Origin of the sequence: Roseibium sp. MMSF_3544 (genome assembly GCF_030732845.1) — a bacterium.
Taxonomy (GTDB): Bacteria; Pseudomonadota; Alphaproteobacteria; order Rhizobiales; family Stappiaceae; genus Roseibium.
On record NZ_JASHKA010000016.1, the window covers coordinates 62,890 to 80,920 of the forward strand.

16 protein-coding genes are annotated in these 18,031 nt (G+C 59.1%); 9 read left to right on the forward strand and 7 right to left on the reverse strand.

The genetic code is table 11. The features are described from left to right. Window positions 1–14: 14 nt before the first annotated feature. The 6 genes from RBB47_RS21130 to RBB47_RS21155 are packed head-to-tail and all read right to left on the reverse strand — an operon-like array spanning window position 15 to window position 5,780. Window positions 15–1,223, reverse strand: coding sequence for an L-dopachrome tautomerase-related protein (locus RBB47_RS21130; RefSeq protein WP_305987871.1), 1,209 nt, complete (start codon window positions 1,221–1,223; stop codon window positions 15–17). A 24-nt stretch (window positions 1,224–1,247) separates the two neighbouring features. Continuing rightward, a complete protein-coding gene (locus tag RBB47_RS21135; RefSeq protein ID WP_305987872.1) occupies window positions 1,248–1,898 on the reverse strand; it encodes an RraA family protein in 651 nt (216 codons plus the stop codon). A 60-nt stretch (window positions 1,899–1,958) separates the two neighbouring features. Next, a complete protein-coding gene (locus RBB47_RS21140) occupies window positions 1,959–2,951 on the reverse strand; it encodes a C-terminal binding protein (protein WP_305987873.1) in 993 nt (330 codons plus the stop codon). 1 nt (window position 2,952) lies between these two features. After that, window positions 2,953–3,966 (reverse strand): DctP family TRAP transporter solute-binding subunit, encoded by a 1,014-nt coding sequence (locus tag RBB47_RS21145; RefSeq protein ID WP_305987874.1) that lies wholly within the window; start codon window positions 3,964–3,966, stop codon window positions 2,953–2,955. 18 nt (window positions 3,967–3,984) lie between these two features. Continuing rightward, on the reverse strand, window positions 3,985–5,274 hold the full coding sequence (locus tag RBB47_RS21150) for a TRAP transporter large permease (RefSeq protein WP_305987875.1): 1,290 nt from the start codon (window positions 5,272–5,274) through the stop codon (window positions 3,985–3,987). Further along, on the reverse strand, window positions 5,271–5,780 hold the full coding sequence (locus tag RBB47_RS21155; RefSeq protein ID WP_305987876.1) for a TRAP transporter small permease: 510 nt from the start codon (window positions 5,778–5,780) through the stop codon (window positions 5,271–5,273). Before RBB47_RS21155 ends, RBB47_RS21150 begins: the two co-directional genes overlap by 4 nt. 151 nt (window positions 5,781–5,931) lie before the next feature. Here RBB47_RS21155 and RBB47_RS21160 point away from each other — a divergent pair, with 151 nt between their 5' ends. Continuing rightward, on the forward strand, window positions 5,932–6,576 hold the full coding sequence (locus RBB47_RS21160) for a GntR family transcriptional regulator (RefSeq protein WP_305987877.1): 645 nt from the start codon (window positions 5,932–5,934) through the stop codon (window positions 6,574–6,576). A gap of 96 nt (window positions 6,577–6,672) precedes the next feature. Here RBB47_RS21160 and RBB47_RS21165 read toward each other — a convergent pair whose 3' ends face one another. Further along, entirely contained in the window at window positions 6,673–7,275 is a 603-nt protein-coding gene (locus RBB47_RS21165) for a helix-turn-helix domain-containing protein (protein ID WP_305987878.1), read from the reverse strand. 163 nt (window positions 7,276–7,438) lie between these two features. Between RBB47_RS21165 and glyA the strand changes: the two genes are divergently transcribed. From glyA to RBB47_RS21205, 8 genes are all read left to right on the forward strand, one after another. Continuing rightward, on the forward strand, window positions 7,439–8,698 hold the full coding sequence (glyA, locus tag RBB47_RS21170) for a serine hydroxymethyltransferase (protein WP_305987879.1): 1,260 nt from the start codon (window positions 7,439–7,441) through the stop codon (window positions 8,696–8,698). 9 nt (window positions 8,699–8,707) lie between these two features. After that, entirely contained in the window at window positions 8,708–10,102 is a 1,395-nt protein-coding gene (gene lpdA / locus RBB47_RS21175; protein ID WP_305987880.1) for a dihydrolipoyl dehydrogenase, read from the forward strand. A gap of 140 nt (window positions 10,103–10,242) precedes the next feature. Further along, window positions 10,243–11,616 (forward strand): sodium:alanine symporter family protein, encoded by a 1,374-nt coding sequence (locus tag RBB47_RS21180; protein WP_305987881.1) that lies wholly within the window; start codon window positions 10,243–10,245, stop codon window positions 11,614–11,616. A gap of 65 nt (window positions 11,617–11,681) precedes the next feature. Next, complete coding sequence (locus RBB47_RS21185) at window positions 11,682–12,095, forward strand: universal stress protein (RefSeq protein WP_305987882.1); 414 nt, start codon at window positions 11,682–11,684, stop codon at window positions 12,093–12,095. Window positions 12,096–12,125: 30 nt separating this feature from the next. After that, complete coding sequence (gene gcvT / locus RBB47_RS21190) at window positions 12,126–13,223, forward strand: glycine cleavage system aminomethyltransferase GcvT (protein WP_305987883.1); 1,098 nt, start codon at window positions 12,126–12,128, stop codon at window positions 13,221–13,223. 16 nt (window positions 13,224–13,239) lie between these two features. Further along, on the forward strand, window positions 13,240–13,605 hold the full coding sequence (gcvH, locus tag RBB47_RS21195) for a glycine cleavage system protein GcvH (RefSeq protein WP_305987884.1): 366 nt from the start codon (window positions 13,240–13,242) through the stop codon (window positions 13,603–13,605). Window positions 13,606–13,618: 13 nt separating this feature from the next. Next, window positions 13,619–16,474: an aminomethyl-transferring glycine dehydrogenase gene (gene gcvP / locus RBB47_RS21200; protein WP_305987885.1), complete on the forward strand. Its 2,856-nt coding sequence runs from the start codon at window positions 13,619–13,621 to the stop codon at window positions 16,472–16,474. 53 nt (window positions 16,475–16,527) lie between these two features. Continuing rightward, window positions 16,528–17,943 (forward strand): L-serine ammonia-lyase, encoded by a 1,416-nt coding sequence (locus RBB47_RS21205; protein WP_305987956.1) that lies wholly within the window; start codon window positions 16,528–16,530, stop codon window positions 17,941–17,943. The last annotated feature ends 88 nt before the right edge of the window (window positions 17,944–18,031 follow it).

The window sequence follows — 18,031 nt, forward strand, 5'->3', positions numbered from 1 at the left end:
ACCGGCCGCGTTGGTTATTCGGTCGTATAGCTTTGCCCGACGTTCGGAATACGCCAGATCCTGAAGTTCGGGATTTCCGGAGACTCGAAATTCATGTCTCCGTCCACCCAAACGTGCAGGTGATTGGAAACAACATACAAAGATCCGTCCGGTCCCCACGCCAGCGTGTCCGGCCAGTTCATTTCCGGATGATGGACGAACCGGCTGACCTGACCGGTGGATTCGTCGAATTTCATGAGGCCGTCGAGCGACAATGCGGTCATGTAAATGTTTCCGGCATTGTCCGCCGTCATGCCATCCGTGTTGGAAGGAAGCGATGTCTCAACACGCGCCGCGTTCTCGATCACCGTTTCATTGGTTTCGAAGTCGCGCAGGATCTCGGTCGGCAGCGAATAGAGCTTGTTGCCCGTCAAATTGGTCCAGTAGACGGTCTTCTTGTCGCCTGAGAGCGCTATGCCGTCCGCGCCGGTTTGCATGCCGCCGTTTTTGAGGACCGGACGGTCGTCGATGTTGAAGAAGAAATTCGGTTCGTTGTTCGTGAACTTGTGCTGATCAAGGATCCGGCGGACGGTGTTCGTATTGCTGTCATAGACGATCAGGCCGCCGTGAAGCGGGTTACAGAAAATGCCGCTGTCGGCGATGTAGGCAAACCCGGTGTCATTGTCGACGGCCAGATCGTTGAGGAAAGAACACTGCCTGTCTGCTTCGTCGGCGGTAAAGACGTACCGCTGAATTTCCTTGTTACCCTTGATGTCCCACAAGACGAGTTTGGCGTCACCGTCTTCAAAGGGAGGGCCTGCGACATGTCCCTGATCGAGGATCCACATGACATCATTGCGATCGATCTCGAAGCCCAACACAGCCTTCAAGCCGGCCGCGTTGGCCACATCGTTCATTTCCTCGCTCGGATAGGGCTCGAGCTCCCAGACGTCTCCATTTCTGACAAGTTTGGAGAGCGTTGAGGGGATTTCTTTCCCACCCCACCTGGCCGTCGACACGTAGATGTTGCCATCACTGTCGACCTTTGCGCCCTGTATGAGGGCCTGGCCGAAAATGTCGCTGTTCTCCCAAGACGACCGTATGTCTTCAGATTCAACTTTGTACGGCAGACGGTTCCACTCGGCGACAACTTCGGGCTGAGGCGGTTCGCTGGCAATAGCACTTCCCGCGCCAAGGCAGGTCGCTGCGATGGCCGACAAGGCGGCAGCTTTCAGCAGTTTCATTTTTCTTGTCCTCTTAGGTCTGGTTCAGATGCGGCCGTATTTCGCAAGTCCCTCGCGCAGCGAGCCTGCCTGCATGATCAGTTTCGCCTGTTCGGCTTCGCGAACATCGATTTCGCGCGCCATTGCCAGAACCTCTTCGGCCTTGTCGGAAGGCACCACGACAACGCCGTCGATATCTCCAACGATGATGTCTCCGGGATGAACGATGACATCGCCGACTGGGACAGGTTCGTTGGCGGCGAGTGTCTTGTGGCGGCCGAGCGTCGTTCCCGGTGAGGTCGACCGTGCATAGACCGGAAAATCATAGTCACGGCGGATTTCGGTTATGTCGCGTACTGCGCCATCCAGAACCGCGCCTTCGTGCTTGTTGGCGACGGCCCCTGCCGTCATCAGCCCACCCCAGACCGCTACGTTTTCATCTCCAGAAATGGAGATGACGATGACCGAACCTGGCTCCGATTCATCAATTGCGTCCAAGGCATGCTGAGGGGGAACGAATTCATCGGTCGGACCCTCAAGCACGGTCACGGCCGGGCCGACAATCTTCTTGTCGTTGATGCGCGGCTTGATGGCCTGATCAAGATACCCTTTGCGCCCGACAATTTTGTCGACCGCGTCCGCGACGGAAGCGGTTGCCGTTTCCCGGAAGCCTGCGATCAAGTCCCTAAGTTCCATTTGAGTTACTCCTGATTGGGTCCGTCCGCAGACGGCAAATTCGGTCGGCCGCGGGTCTGTTCACCAGCGGTTGACCCAGTTCTGTGGTGGATTGCCTTCAAGGACGCGGGCCAATTCGGCGCCGGCACGCCTTTGAAGTTCACTGACGGAAGCCTCCGAGTACCAGCCGCTGTGATCGCTGAGCACGGTGTTCGGTGCCGAAAGCAGAGGGTTGTCTGCCGCTGGCGGCTCCTGTTCGAAGACATCGACGCCGGCGCCGAAAATGCGCCCGGCACAAATCGCGTCGGCCAGGGCGGTTTCGTCGACAAGGCCGCCGCGAGAAACGTTCACGAGGATCGCGGTTTTCTTCATCAAAGCGATGCGTCGTGCATTCAAGATGTTACGGGTGTCGGTTGTCAGCGGTGCATGAAGACTGATCACGTCGGACTCCCTGCACAGGGTGTCCGTGTCGCAGGCTTCGATATCCCATTCAGCCCGGGTGTCGTCATCGAGATAAGGGTCGCTCACGAGGACGCGTGAAAATCCGAGAGCGCGAAAACGTGTGCAGACCGACTTGGCAATGCGCCCAAATCCGATCAATCCAACTGTTGCGTTCCTGCGCCCGGGAATGGGTGCGTGCTGACCTATTCCCCACTTTCCCTGGCGCACCTCAAGGTCTCTTGAAACGATCCTGCGCGAAACCGCGAGGTAGAGCGCGATTGCGTGGTCGCTGACTTCGTTTTCCGCGCCGTAGTCCGGAATGTTGGCAATATAGATCCTGCGTTCCGTGGCGCGGGTCAGGTCGACGTTGTCAACGCCCACGCCGTATCTCAGGATCAGCTTGAGGTCAGGGAAATTCTCATAGATGGCCTTGTCGATGAGGCGCTCGCGAACGAGCACCGCAAAGACATTTCTGCTGGCCAGTGCGGAGACTGCGTCCTGTTCCGCCGGAACAGGCAGCACACGGGCGCCGAAGCGCCGAATGGCTTCCTGTTCAAGCGTGTAGTCCGCATACCCCGGTTCAAGGACCGCGGCACAGGGCATGTCCAGTTCGGTCACAGCCTCCGCACGCATCTTACTGGTTCCGATACGCAGCGACGGCATCATCAAGCTTGGACGGCCAGTCCTCGCCAATTTCGCCGACAATGTATTCCCGGACGGCAGGCTGTGCCAGGTCGCGGAACTTGGCCTTCTGTTCCGGGCTTACCGGGACGACTTCCAGCCCCTTCTCGCCCAGAATTGTCGCTGCGTTGGCGTCCTGGGCAGCCGTCATGCCGCGATGGATGATCTTTGAAATCTCAACGCACTGATCGACAGCGAGTTTCTCGTCGTCGGTCAGACCGTTGTAGAAATCGTCGTTGATCATGTAGGCGTGCCAGGAAAAGACATGGCCATCGAGCGAGACGTATTTCTGGTGCTGGTACAGCGATGCGTTGACGATGTTGGTCACGCCGTTTTCCTGACCGTCGACAACACCCTGTTGCAGCGCGCCCGGCAGTTCGGGCCAGGGGACCGGGGTCGCGGAGGCCCCAAGGGACTCAACAAGTTTTGTCCAGACCGGCGCGGTCATCACGCGCATCTTGAGGCCCTTCATGTCCTCCGGTTCAGCCACCGGAACCTTCGAGTTGGTGAAGTTGCGGACGCCATTGTCCGCAAGGCCAAGGACGCGAATGCCGGTCTGGGAACGCATGTCCTCGAACATTTCGTCGCCGAAGGAACTGTCCACGATCGACCAGGCCATCGCCTGATCATCGAACAGATACGGCATGGCAAAGACGGCGAAAGGCTTGTAAACCGCCGAGATCGGACCGTCGTGAACGACGCCCATCTGGACCGTTCCCAGTTGCAGACCTTCGATGATCTGGCTGCCGTCGCCAAGCTGTGATGCCGGGAAAACCTGGACATCGATGGAGCCCGAGGTTTTGCCTTCCACGCATGTTTCAAACGCAAGCGCGGCGGCGTGTTTGGGCGAGGACATGTCAGCCGCCTGGAAGTGGGCGTATTTCAGGTCCTTGGCCTGTGCCGCAGAAGCGGCTGCGAAGATGGCGAGAGCAGCTGCCCCACCCAGCAAACGTGTCGTCAATTTCATAAGTTTCCTCCCATGTAACTAGCTCGAGAAACCGAAGAAGCGAGGTAGAGCGGTGCTGAGGCTTGGTACGAGAATGACCAGCAACAGAACCGCCAATTCCGCAGCGAGTAGCGGCAGAACAGCGCGCGACAGGCCTTCAATGCGAAGACGGCCAATGGTCGCGATAACGAAAAGAACGGGCCCGACGGGGGGCGTGATCATCCCGATGGTGAGGTTGAGGACCAGCATCATTGCGAATTGCAGCGGGTCGATCCCGAACTGTGCCGCAATCGGGCCGAGCACGGGTGTCAGGATGATGAGTGCCGGAAGAGTGTCGATGAACAACCCGCAGACAAGTGCGAAACCCGCCAGCAGGAAGAGCACGACGATGCGGTCGTCGGTCATCAGGGCAATGGCGGACGCAAGCGTTTGCGGGATCTGCAAATATGTCAGCAGCCAGCCGAATACCGATGCCATTGCAACGATCAAGAGAACGGAAGACGTCGTGATGGCTGCCCTGACAAGAACGTCGTAGAGCTTTGACACCGACAGGGTGCGCAGGATCAGTCCGAGGAACAGCGCGTAAGCCGTTGCCACCGCGCCTGCTTCCGTGGGTGTGAAGACACCGCCGAGAATGCCGCCGAGAATGATGAGCGGCATGAGCATCGCGGGTCCGGCACCGATTGCGCTGCGCGAAACTTCAATCGCCGAGGCGCGTTTGTCCCGTCCGCGATAGCCTTTTTTGACCGACACGACATGATTGGCCGCAGCAAGTGCAAGGCCGAGCAGAAGACCCGGGACGACACCGGCGAGAAACAGGCCTGCAACGGTTACCCGATTGTCGGAGATTGCGAAAATCACCATGAGGATGGATGGCGGAATGATGGGCCCAATGGTGGCGGTCGCCGCCGACAGGGCTCCGGCGTAGTTGGCCTCGTATCCGGCCTTGCGCATCATCCGCATGACGATGGCGGACGGACCGGCCGCGTCGGCAAGCGCCGATCCGGAAATGCCGGCGAACAGCATGGAGGTCAGGACGTTGACGTGGCCGAGACCGCCGCGGATGTGGCCGACAAGGTCGTTTGCGAAGCGAAGGAGGGCAGCTGTCAGGCCGCAGGCCGTCATCAGCTCTGAGGCGAGAATGAAGAACGGTACCGCCATCAGTGGGAAGGAGTTTATCCCTCCAAACAGACGCTGCGGAATGAGGAGAGGATTCAGCGAGCCGTCGAGCAGGATTGCCACCGTTGAGGCAACACCCATCGTGAAAACAACGGGCAGCCCGAGCGCAAGCGTGCCGAAGAACAGGATGATGAGGGTCTTCGCCATCATGGCTGGGCTTCCTCCGCATCATCCAGAACGGTGTCCGTTTCGAATTCACCGGCAACGAACTTCCGGCAGACAAGCGCCAGGTGGCAGAGAAACAGAACCGACCCCAGCGGAATGGCCAGATAGGGAATGCCGCGGGAGATGCCGGTCGCCATGGTTTCCTTGTTCCAGCCGAAGCTGACGAACTGGACACCAAACCAGAAAATCAGGGCCATGAAGCCCGCCATGACGATAACGCTGCCCCAGCGAACAAGCGTCCGCAGCCTGTCGGGAAGCAGGGCGACAAAGAGGTCGATCTCAACCAGCCGTCCGCTTCTCAGGGCCAGTCCGGCACCGGCGAACACACCGAATATCATCAGGAACCGCGCCACTTCCTCACCCCAGGACAGGGATATGCCGAACAGGTAGCGGCCGACGACATTGGTAATGACGATCAGGAAAACCATGGCAAGCGCCGATGCGACCAGGAACTGGTTCACAGCAATCAGAATGCGCTCCAACTGCGCCATCGGTGTCCTCCCAAATCACGACTTCCGCATTTGCGGTTCTGAATTGCCGAAATGCTGGCATACTGGCATACAGTATGTCAATAACAAAAGTACTGTGCACAAAATGCTATTGGGTCTATAACGCTTTCTGCTGATGAAGGGATTTGAGAAAATGCTGAAAATTCAACGACCAAAATCATTTGCAGAACAAGTTTCGGATGCCTTGCGCGCGCAGATCATCAGCGGCGAACGGGACATGGGCGAAGCGCTTTCGGAAACGAAAATTGCAAAAGAGCTTGGCGTCAGCAGAACCCCTGTTCGTGAAGCTTTTGCCCGATTGGAGCTTGAAGGCCTGGTGCATACCGAGCCGCAGCGCGGGACGTATGTCTTCACTCTTGACCGGTGCTCGCTGATCGATATTTGCGATGTCCGCGTCTGTCTTGAGACCGCGGCGTTAAGAAAAGCGGCAGAAAGAGATCCGGCCGGGCTTGCGTCGACGTTGAAGGACATCACCAAGAAGATGACCCGCGCACACAAGAAGGGTGATGACCGGGAGTATCTGTCTCTCGATACAGACTTTCATCAGGGCTTCTTCGATCACGCGAAAAACGCGTTCCTGAACGATGCGTATCAGACAATCGCAGCCAAGATGGCGTGCTTGAGGAACAAGCTGGGCAACCATCCGGACCACATGCAAAAGTCCTATGGCGAACATTTGCAAATTGTCGATCTGATCTCGGACTCACGCCTGGAAGAGGCAGTAGACGTCCTGATAAAGCACATCGGCAGAAAAGAAGGTTCCTACTGGAACAACTGACGGCCTGACTGTGGGTTTACCGCAGCCTGAACTGCCAGAAACTGCCAGAAACCGCCCGCATAATCAGGTGCGTTTTAGCAGCTGACAGGTGGATCGCTATTCCAGCGACACCCACAGCACCTTTGCATCTTCCTTGCTCGTTGAAACACAGCCGTGACCCATGCCGCTGTCGTAGTAGACACTGTCGCCTGCCTTCATCGGCAACGGTTTGTAGTGCTCGGTGAAGAACGTCAGCTCACCGCTGATGACATACATGAATTCCTCACCGCGGTGGCGGATCCAGGACTCGAATTCGGAAACGTCGCGGGCCTTGATCGTGCTGATATAGGGAAACATGCGTTTGCTGGTGAGCTCAGTGCACAAGAGCTCATGGAAATAGGTCGGCGTGTCCTGGGGTTCTCCCTGGCCTGCAAGCGTAACGTCCCGTCGGCCGGAAATATCGCTCGGTCCGGACTGAACGAACAATTGCGGCGTCCTCAGTTCCAGTGCTTTGGTCAGGCGGCGGACGATATCAAAACTCGGCCGCGTCTGGTTGTTCTCGATCTTTGACAGGGTCGAGCGGCCGATCCCGGCGGCCTTGCCCGCTTCTTCCAGCGTCCAGCCTTTTTTCAGACGCGCCTCGCGGATCATTTTTCCCAGGTGGTCGGCATCGGGAGTGTCGACAATCTCTTCCTCGGAAGTCTGCGAAACAGGGTCCATGTCGGGCCTTTCCAGTTGTTCTCCAACACCTTGCACACTCTCGTATAGGCGTCAAATTTCTCTCACGAAAACTTATGTTGCTAAATAGCGAAAAGTTTCTTATAAGAAACACAAGTTGCCAACAGGAAACTTAAGGTAATTCCGGAAACGGTTGGAGAGAGTCATGTTTCGGACAAACCTGGAAACTGCAGATCCGGTCATTGCCGGGTCGATTGACCGCGAAGCTGGACGCCAGGCGGATCAGATCGAACTGATTGCTTCGGAAAACATTGTCTCGAAAGCGGTTCTCCAGGCACAGGGGTCGGTGCTGACGAACAAATACGCCGAGGGCTATCCGGGACGCCGGTACTATGGCGGCTGTGAATATGTCGATGAAGTTGAGGCGGAAGCCATCGACAGGTTGAAGCGCTTGTTCGGTGCCGGGTTTGCAAATGTGCAGCCTCATTCCGGTGCGCAGGCCAACGGTGCGGTCAAGCTTGCTCTCCTGAAGCCCGGCGACACGATCCTGGGCATGTCCCTCGACGCGGGCGGTCACCTGACCCATGGTGCAAAGCCGGCGCAATCTGGAAAGTGGTTCCGGCCCGTTCAATATGGACTGACCCCGGAAGGTCTGATCGACTACGATCAGGTTGCCGACCTTGCGCGCACTGAAAAGCCTCAACTCATCATTGCCGGCGCGTCCGCTTATTCGCGCAAGATCGATTTTCGGAAGTTTCGGCAGATCGCCGACGAGATCGGCGCCTGGCTGCTGGTCGACATGGCGCATATCGCTGGTCTTGTCGCGACAGAACTGCATCCGTCTCCGATGCCGCACGCCCATATCGTCACCTCCACGACCCACAAGACCCTGCGAGGCCCGCGCGGCGGCATCATTCTCACCAATGACGAGACCTTGGCCAAAAAGATCAACTCAGCGGTGTTTCCCGGACTTCAGGGTGGACCGCTGATGCATGTCATTGCAGCCAAGGCGGTCGCCTTTGGTGAGGCGTTGCAGCCCGGGTTCAAGGACTATTGCCAGCGCGTTGTCGACAGCGCACGCTCGCTTTCCGACGTCATGATCGAGCGTGGGTGCGCAGTTGTTTCCGGTGGTACCGACAATCACCTGATGCTGGTTGATCTGCGGCCGAAGGGGGTGAAGGGCAATGCTGCTGAAGCAGCCCTTGAGCGCGCCGGGATCACCTGCAACAAGAACGGGGTTCCGGGCGACCCGGAAAAACCCACGATCACCAGCGGCATCCGTCTGGGCACGGCAGCTGGCTGTTCGCGCGGGTTTGGACCAGACGAATTCCGTCGCATCGGTCATCTGATCTCCGATGTCCTGGACGCGCTGGCGGAAAATCCCGATGGCAGTGCCGAGGTCGAAGCGGCGACGCGTGGCGAAGTGCGCGCGATCTGCAAGAAATTCCCGATCTACGAAAACTGAGGCGCCGAGATGAAGAGTTACGATCTTGTCGTCATCGGCGGTGGCCCGGGCGGCTACGTGGCAGCGATCCGCGCCACGCAACTCGGCATGAGCGTCGCCTGTGTCGAAGGTCGCGGAGCCCTCGGCGGGACCTGCCTCAATGTCGGCTGTATTCCCTCCAAGGCTCTTTTGACGTCTTCAGCAAAATTCGCCGAGCTGTCCCATCTGGCTGCGCATGGCATCGGGATTGAGAGAGCAACGCTCGATCTTGCGGCGATGATGGGGCGCAAGGACAAGATCGTCGGCGATCTCACCAAGGGCATTGCTTACCTGTTCAAGAAGAACGGCGTAGACCTCATCGAAGGCTGGGGCTCCATTCCCGAACCCGGCGTCGTCAAGGTTTCCGGCAGCGAAGGCAATTCGCTTCTGTCAGCGGTGAGCATCCTGATCGCCACCGGCTCCGAACCGGCGTCGCTGCCTGGCATCGATATAGACGAGACGGACATTCTCAGCAGCACCGGTGCGCTCGCGCTCGCCCAGGTTCCGCAACACCTTGTGGTGATAGGTGCGGGCGTGATCGGCCTTGAACTCGGACAGGTCTGGTCCCGGCTCGGCGCAAAGGTGACCGTCGTGGAATATCTCGACCGGATCCTGCCGGGAAATGACGGCGAGATTGCCAAACTCGCACAGCGGGCGCTGACGAAGCGCGGCCTGAAGTTCCAGCTTGGGCGCAAGCTTACCGGCATCGAGCGCGGCGCAGACGGTTTGCAGCTGTCGCTGGAACGGGTCGGCAAGGACAGCACCGAGACGCTGGAGGCCGACAAGGTTCTCGTTGCCATCGGCCGCCGCCCGGTCACGCGCGGGCTGGGCCTCGATGCACTTGGTGTTGCAACGAATAGCCGCGGATTCATTGAGGTCAATGATGCCTTCATGACGTCAGTCCAAGGGGTCTATGCCATAGGTGACTGCATTCCCGGACCGATGCTGGCGCACAAAGCCGAGGAAGACGGTGTGGCCTGCGTCGAGATGCTGGCAGGGAAGGCAGGACACGTCGACTACAACACCGTACCGGGTGTTGTTTATACCGATCCGGAAGTCGCGTCTGTCGGCGCGACGGAAGAAGTCCTGAAGGAAACAGGCACCGACTACATCACCGGAAAATTCAACTTCATGGCCAACAGCCGCGCGCGTTCGTCCGGCGAGACGGACGGCGCTGTCAAGGTGCTTGTCGCGCCTGACGGAACGATCCTTGGCGCGCATATTTGTGGTGCCCATGGCGGCGACCTGATTGCCGAGCTGGTGCTGGCCATGACCAAAGGCGTGAGCGTGGAGGAAGTCGCACGAACCTGCCATGCGCACCCGGCATTGGGCGAGGCCGTCAAGGAAGCCTGCCTCGATGCACTCGGGCGCGCCATCCACGCCTGAAACACACGAGATCACGAACTCCTTCATCCGCAGCCGTCAACACAGAGCCAATTGACGGGGATGAAGGCATCAACGCTCCCGAGCACTTTGCCAAGGGCCTGGCAAGCGGGAGCAAACCCTAACGCACTGGGAGGACAATCATGGAAGCGTTAAGCAACATAGTGGGCCAGATAAACGGGGTCGTCTGGGGCCCGGTCATGCTGGTTCTCATTCTCGGCGTCGGTTTCTTCCTGCAGGTCGGGCTGAAGTTCATGCCCATCCTGAAACTCGGTACCGGGTTCGGTCTCCTGTTCAAGGGCCGGACCGGTCAGGGCGAGGGTCAGATCAGCCCGTTCAACGCGTTGATGACCTCACTCTCGGCGACCATCGGCACGGGTAACATTGCGGGTGTTGCAACAGCGATCTTCCTTGGCGGTCCCGGCGCGTTGTTCTGGATGTGGATGACTGCTCTTGTGGGCATGGCAACGAAATACGCCGAAGCGGTCTGTGCGGTGAAATACCGGGAAACAGACGAACTCGGCAATTTTGTCGGCGGGCCGATGTACTACATCAAGAACGGTCTTGCCGCGCATTGGCACTGGCTCGGCTGGGCCTTCGCGCTCTTCGGCGCGATTGCAGCTTTCGGCATCGGCAACGGCGTGCAGGCGAATGGTGTCGCCCATGTGCTCGACGCCAACTTCGGTCTCAACACATCAGTCACCGGCGTGATCCTGATGGTCCTGACCGCGGCTGTTATCCTGGGCGGCATTACCCGGATCGGCGCTGTTGCGGGCAAACTGGTTCCGTTCATGGCGGTCAGCTATATCATTGCCGGCCTTCTGGTCCTGCTGATCAATTTCGGCGCGATCGGCGACACGCTCGCGCTGGTCTTCACCCATGCCTTCACACCTTCGGCTGCCACGGGCGGATTTGCAGGAGCTGCGGTCTGGGCAGCGATCCGCTTCGGTGTGGCACGCGGTGTCTTCTCCAACGAGGCAGGTCTCGGTTCTGCGCCGATCGCACATGCTGCCGCGTCGACCAAGGGTCCGGTCAACCAGGGCCTGATCGCGATGCTGGGCACGTTCATCGACACCATTATCGTCTGCTCCATCACCGGTCTTGCGATCATTTCATCCGGTGCCTGGACCAGCGGTGAATCGGGTGCTGCGCTGACGTCACTTGCCTTTGAGACATCCTTGCCGGGCGTTGGCGGATATCTCATTGCCATCGCGCTGTCGATCTTCGCCTTCACCACCATCCTGGGCTGGTCCTTCTATGGCGAGAAATGCGTCGGCTTCTTCTTCGGCTACCGGGCGCTGGTGCCGTACCGCATCCTCTGGATCGCCATGATCTATTTCGGCGCGACCGCGGATCTGGGCTTCATCTGGCTGCTTGCGGACACGCTGAACGCGATGATGGCAATCCCGAACCTGATTGCCCTGGCGCTGCTCAGCCCGGTCGTCTTCGCACTGACCAAAGAGTTCTTCGCGACCAACGGTGCCAGCGAAGAAGGCGAAAAGAGCGCTGCAGAATAACTGAGAGGCGGGAGGGCTGGTTCCCCAGCCCTCCTCATATCCAACCCGTTGTTTGGAGATGACAGATGACTAAAAAAATTCTGCTGCCGATCGATCATACGGACGACCGGTCCTGGAAAAAGGCGCTACCCATGGCGCTTGAGCAGGCGAAATTTTATGGCGCTGAATTGCACGCCGTCTCCGTGATTCCGGAAATCATCCGGTTGCCGAATCTGCCGGCAAATTACGGCGCCGGCGCGAAGGATTTCGTGCGCGGAAAGCTTGCCGCCATTCTGGAAGCAAATGGCGCCGGTGACATCCCGATCCATATCGAGGAAGGCAGTGTCTACCGCGAGATTTTGAAGCTCGCCCACAAGGAAGGCTACGATCACATCGTGATGGCCTCAGCCAAGGGCGATTTCCCCAACTATGAAATCGGTCCGAACCTTGCCCGTGTCGTGCGCAACGCGCATTGTACGGTCACGGTGGTGCGCGACTGACCGAAACAACAACGAGAGAGGACCGGCATTATGGCTGACGCCCCCAAACGTACACCGCTCTACGACCTTCATGTCGAACTGGGCGGAAAGATGGTCGATTTCGCCGGCTGGGAAATGCCGGTTCAATACCCGATGGGCATCATGGGGGAACACAAGCAGTGCCGCGAAAAGGCGGCTCTGTTCGACGTCAGCCATATGGGTCAGGTGATCCTCATGGGCGAGAATGTCGGCGAGAAGCTGGAAGCGCTCTGCCCACAGGCGTTCTCGACGCTGAAAGAAGGCAAGGCACGCTACGGTTTCTTCACAAACGAGACCGGCGGCATCATGGACGACCTGATTGTATCCAACGCGGGCGATCATTTCTTCGTTGTCGTGAATGCCTCCATGCGCCACCAGGACATTCCGCATATGGCGAAGCACCTCGACGGGGTGGACGTGACCGAAATCTTCGATCGGGCGCTGGTCGCGGTTCAGGGGCCCAAGGCTGAGGATGTTGTCGGCGCCCTCTGCCCGGCAGCGCGCGATCTCAAGTTCATGGAAACCATGGTTGGCGAAATCAACGGCGTCGAGTGCCGGATCTCGCGTCTTGGCTATACAGGTGAAGACGGTTACGAGATCTCGATCGCGGAAGACAAGGCCGTCGAGGTGGCGCGTGCCTTCCTGGCGGACGAGAATTGCGAACCGGCCGGTCTTGGAGCGCGCGATTCGCTCAGGCTGGAAGCCGGGCTTTGCCTCTACGGCAACGATATCGACAACGACACGTCACCGATCGAAGCTTCGCTGATCTGGGCCATCCAGAAACGCCGCCGTGAAGAAGGCGGCTTCCTGGGCGCGGAACGGATCCAGCGGGAGATTTCCGGCGGAACGGCGCGCAAGCTGGTTGGCATCCGGCCTGAAGGCCGCGCACCGGCGCGCCAGGGAGTTGAAGTGCAAAGCGAAGATGGTAATGCCATCGGCGTCGTCACGTCGGGCGGATTCGGTCCGACCGCTGGCGGACCGGTTGCGATGGGCTATATCAGCACTGATCAGGCGGAACCCGGCACCAAAGTCAACCTGATGATCAGGGGCAAGGCACAGCCGGCCGAAATCGTCTCGCTGCCGTTCGTGCAGCAAAATTACAAGCGTTAATCGGGGAGAGACCGACATGACCACTTATTATTCCGAAGAACATGAATGGATCACCGTCGACGGTGACACGGCAACTGTCGGGATCACCACGCACGCGGCAGAACAGCTCGGCGAAATCGTCTACGTGGAACAGAAAGACAGTGGCGACACTTTCGAAAAGGGCGACGAGATCGGTGTCGTTGAATCGGTCAAGGCTGCGTCTGAAATCTATGCACCGGTGGACGGCGAAATTGCCGAATCCAACGAAGTGCTGGCGGACAATCCCGCCAAGCTGAATGAAAGCCCGGAAGGCGACGGTTGGCTGTACAAGATCAAACTGTCGAACACCGACCAGTTGAATGATCTGATGGACCTTGACGCCTACAAGGCCTTCATCGCCTAAAGGAAAGCAGAAGATGGCTTTTGAACTCACCACTTATCAGGCGTATGATTTCGCCAACCGGCGGCATATCGGTCCTTCCCCGACCGAGATGGCGGACATGCTTAAGCTGATCGGCTTCGACAGCCTCGACGATCTGATCGACGCCACCGTCCCGCCGGCCATCCGCCAGAAAGAGGCTCTCGACTGGGGCGGACCCGGCCTGTCCGAACGCGATGCGCTGTTTCACATGAAGGAAGTGGCCAGCAAAAACCAGGTGCTGACGTCGCTGATCGGCCAGGGCTACTACGGCACGACGACACCGGCCCCGATCCTGCGCAACATCCTGGAGAACCCTGCCTGGTATACGGCCTACACGCCCTACCAGCCGGAAATTTCCCAGGGCCGCCTGGAAGCACTTTTGAACTTCCAGACCATGGTGTCCGACCTGACCGGCCTCGATATTGCCAACGCGTCGCTGCTGGACGAGTCCACTGCGGCTGCCGAAGCCATGACCATGGCGAAGCGCTCGGCGAAATCGAAATCCAATACATTCTTTGTCGACGAGAATTGCCACCCGCAGAACATTGCGGTGATCCAGACGCGGGCAGAACCGCTCGGCATTGACGTTGTCGTCGGCAACCCGGACGAGCTTGATCCCACGACCGTGTTCGGTGCGATTTTCCAGTATCCGGGCACCTACGGCCACGTGCGCGACTTCACAGGCATCATCGGGAAACTGCACGAGAACAAGGCTCTGGCAATCGTTGCCGCGGACCCGCTGGCACTTGCGCTTCTGAAGTCGCCGGGTGAGATGGGCGCCGACATTGCCGTCGGATCGACCCAGCGCTTCGGTGTTCCGATGGGCTACGGCGGTCCGCACGCTGCTTATATGTCGTGCAAGGACGCGCTGAAGCGCAGCATGCCGGGACGCATCATCGGTGTTTCCGTCGACAGCCGCGGCAAGAAGGCCTACCGCCTTGCCCTGCAGACCCGTGAACAGCATATCCGCCGCGAAAAGGCCAATTCCAACGTCTGCACCGCGCAGGCACTCCTCGCCGTGATCGCGTCCATGTACGCGGTCTACCACGGTCCGGACGGCATCAAGGCAATTGCCCAGTCCGTGCACCGGAAGACCTCGCGTCTTGCGACAGGCCTGGAATCGCTTGGCTTCAAGGTCGAGCCGGCCGTCTTCTTCGACACGATCACCGTCGAGGTTGGCGCCCTCCAGGGTGTCGTCATGAACGCGGCGGTCGCCAACGGCATCAACCTGCGCAAGGTCGGCGACACGCGTGTCGGGATTTCGCTCGACGAGCAGACCCGTCCGGAAACCATCGAGGCCGTGTGGCGTGCCTTCGGTGGCGACCTGATCGATGACAGCGAACTGAACCGTGACTACCGGCTGCCGCAGCATGCGCTTCGGGAAAGCGAATATCTGACGCATCCGATCTTTCACATGAACCGCGCCGAAGCGGAAATGACGCGCTACATGCGCCGGCTTGCCGACCGCGACCTGGCGCTTGACCGCGCAATGATCCCGCTCGGTTCGTGCACCATGAAGCTGAATGCGACGATCGAGATGATCCCGGTCACCTGGCCGGAATTCTCGAACCTGCATCCGTTCGTGCCGGCGGACCAGGCGGCCGGTTATCACGAGATGATCGACGATCTGAACGACAAGCTCTGCCAAATCACCGGCTATGATGCGATCAGCCAGCAGCCGAACTCCGGCGCACAGGGCGAATATGCCGGCCTTCTGACGATCCGCAACTACCATGCGGCGCGTGGTGAAGGTCATCGTGATATCTGCCTCATTCCCACCTCCGCGCACGGCACCAACCCTGCCTCTGCGCAGATGGTCGGCTACAAGGTGGTTCCAGTAAAGTCGGACGAAAACGGCGACATCGATCTTGCCGATTTCCGGGAAAAGGCGGAGCAGCATTCCGCAAGCCTTGCTGCCTGCATGATCACCTATCCGTCCACGCATGGCGTGTTTGAGGAAACGGTGCAGGAAGTCTGCCAGATCACGCATGACCACGGCGGTCAGGTCTATATCGATGGCGCCAACATGAACGCCATGGTCGGCCTGTCGCAACCGGGCAAGATCGGCGGCGATGTCAGCCACCTGAACCTTCACAAGACCTTCTGCATTCCGCATGGCGGCGGTGGACCCGGTATGGGCCCGATCGGCGTGAAGGCGCATCTGGAGCCCTACCTGCCGGGTCATCCGGAATATGGAACGTCGGTCGGTCCCGTTTCGGCAGCACCGTTCGGCTCGCCTTCGATTCTGCCGGTGAGCTGGGCCTATGTCCTTCTGATGGGCGGTCCGGGCCTGACGCAGGCAACCAAGGTAGCGATCCTCAATGCCAACTACATCGCGGCGCGCCTGAAGGATGCCTACGAGATCCTCTACACGTCCGACACAGGCCGGGTCGCACATGAGTGTATCCTTGATACGCGTCCGCTGGCCGATAGCGGCGGGGTCACGGTTGAGGATATTGCCAAGCGCCTGATGGATAGCGGCTTCCACGCGCCGACCATGTCCTGGCCTGTCGCAGGCACGCTGATGGTGGAGCCGACTGAATCCGAGCCGAAAGCGGAACTGGACCGGTTCTGCGACGCGATGTTGTCGATCCGAGCAGAAGCCCAGGACATCATCGACGGCAAGATCGATGCGGAAAACAACCCGCTGAAAAATGCGCCGCACACGGTCGCCGATCTTGTTGGGGAGTGGAACCGGCCATACAGCCGTGAACAGGCCTGCTATCCGGCCGGTTCGCTTGATGTCGACAAGTACTGGTCTCCGGTCAACCGGGTCGACAATGCCTATGGCGACCGTAATCTGGTCTGCACCTGTCCGCCGATGTCCGAATACGCAGAAGCGGCAGAATAACAAACAGATGTGCGGCGCGGTTCAGCGCCGCACACATGACAGAGCTAGCAGCCATGTTCCTCAGCGTTTTCGACATTTTCAAGATTGGCATCGGGCCGTCATCCTCCCACACCATGGGACCGATGACCGCGGCTGTCGATTTCCTGGAACGCCTTGCCGCGGGTGGCCGCGGACGTTTCGATCCCAAAGCCGTTGCGCATATCACTGCCTCCCTGCACGGGTCTCTCGCATTTACCGGCAAGGGCCATGCATCGGATCGGGCTGTCATGCTTGGCCTTCTAGGCTTTCGTCCCGACAATGTGGATGCGGATCTGGCTGAAGCGAAGCTGGCGGAGCTGCATGAGCGCTGCAGCTTGCAGGTCAAAGGCTGCGGCGAGGTCCGTTTCGATCCGGACTCCGACCTTGTTTTCGACTATGGGCCGGCTCTGCCGCTTCACGCCAATGGCATGAAACTCACCGCTTTCTCTGAGAACGGCGACGTCGTGTTCGCCGATACCTATTACTCGATAGGCGGCGGCTTCGTGGCGACGGAAGCCGAAATGATCGCCGACGAGAAAGCGCCGGATGCGGATCTTCATGAAGAAAAGGAAGCCATTGGCTATCCCTATCCGTTCGGTTCTGCAGCCGAAATGCTGGAGATGGGCAAGGCGTCCGGCCTGACCATTGCCCAGATGAAGCGGGCCAATGAAGAATCTGTTCTCGGCGCCGATTTTCTGAATGAGAAGCTCGACGCCATCTGGGGCGTCATGGACAACTGCATTTCGCGCGGCTTGTCCCAGGAGGGCATTCTGCCGGGTGGTCTCAGCGTGAAGCGCCGGGCGAAGGCGATCCATCAGCGCCTGGTGGATCAGACCGGCTCGAACAGCCAGCAGCCGCACGCGATCAACGACTGGCTGTCGGTCTATGCCATGGCGGTCAATGAGGAAAACGCAGCCGGTGGCCAGGTGGTTACCTCACCCACGAACGGCGCGGCCGGCGTCGTTCCTGCCGTGATCCGCTACTACCGGGACCACTGTGTGGATGTTACACGCGACGGCATCGACACGTTTTTGCTCACGGCAGCGGCTATTGGCGGCCTGATCAAGCACAACGCGTCCATATCTGGCGCAGAGTGCGGGTGTCAGGCTGAAGTCGGCTCGGCCTCTGCAATGGCCGCCGCGGGCCTGTGTGCGGCGCTTGGAGGCAGCAACGAGCAGGTTGAAAATGCCGCAGAGATCGCGCTTGAGCATCATCTCGGCATGACCTGTGACCCGGTCAAGGGTCTTGTCCAGGTGCCGTGTATCGAACGTAACGGCATGGGCGCCATCAAGGCGGTGTCGGCGGCTTCGCTTGCACTTCATGGCGACGGCAAGCATTTCATGCCGCTCGACAATTGCATCGAGACCATGCGCCAGACCGGGCAGGATATGCGCGACAAATACAAGGAAACGTCGCTTGGCGGTCTTGCCGTCAACCTGCCCGAATGTTGAGCAATTCGACGCCAAGAGAGTGTTGGCTCGGCAGAAAAGCAAAATGGTGAAGCCGGAAAGCGAATATCCAGGCTTTTCGGGGATTCCG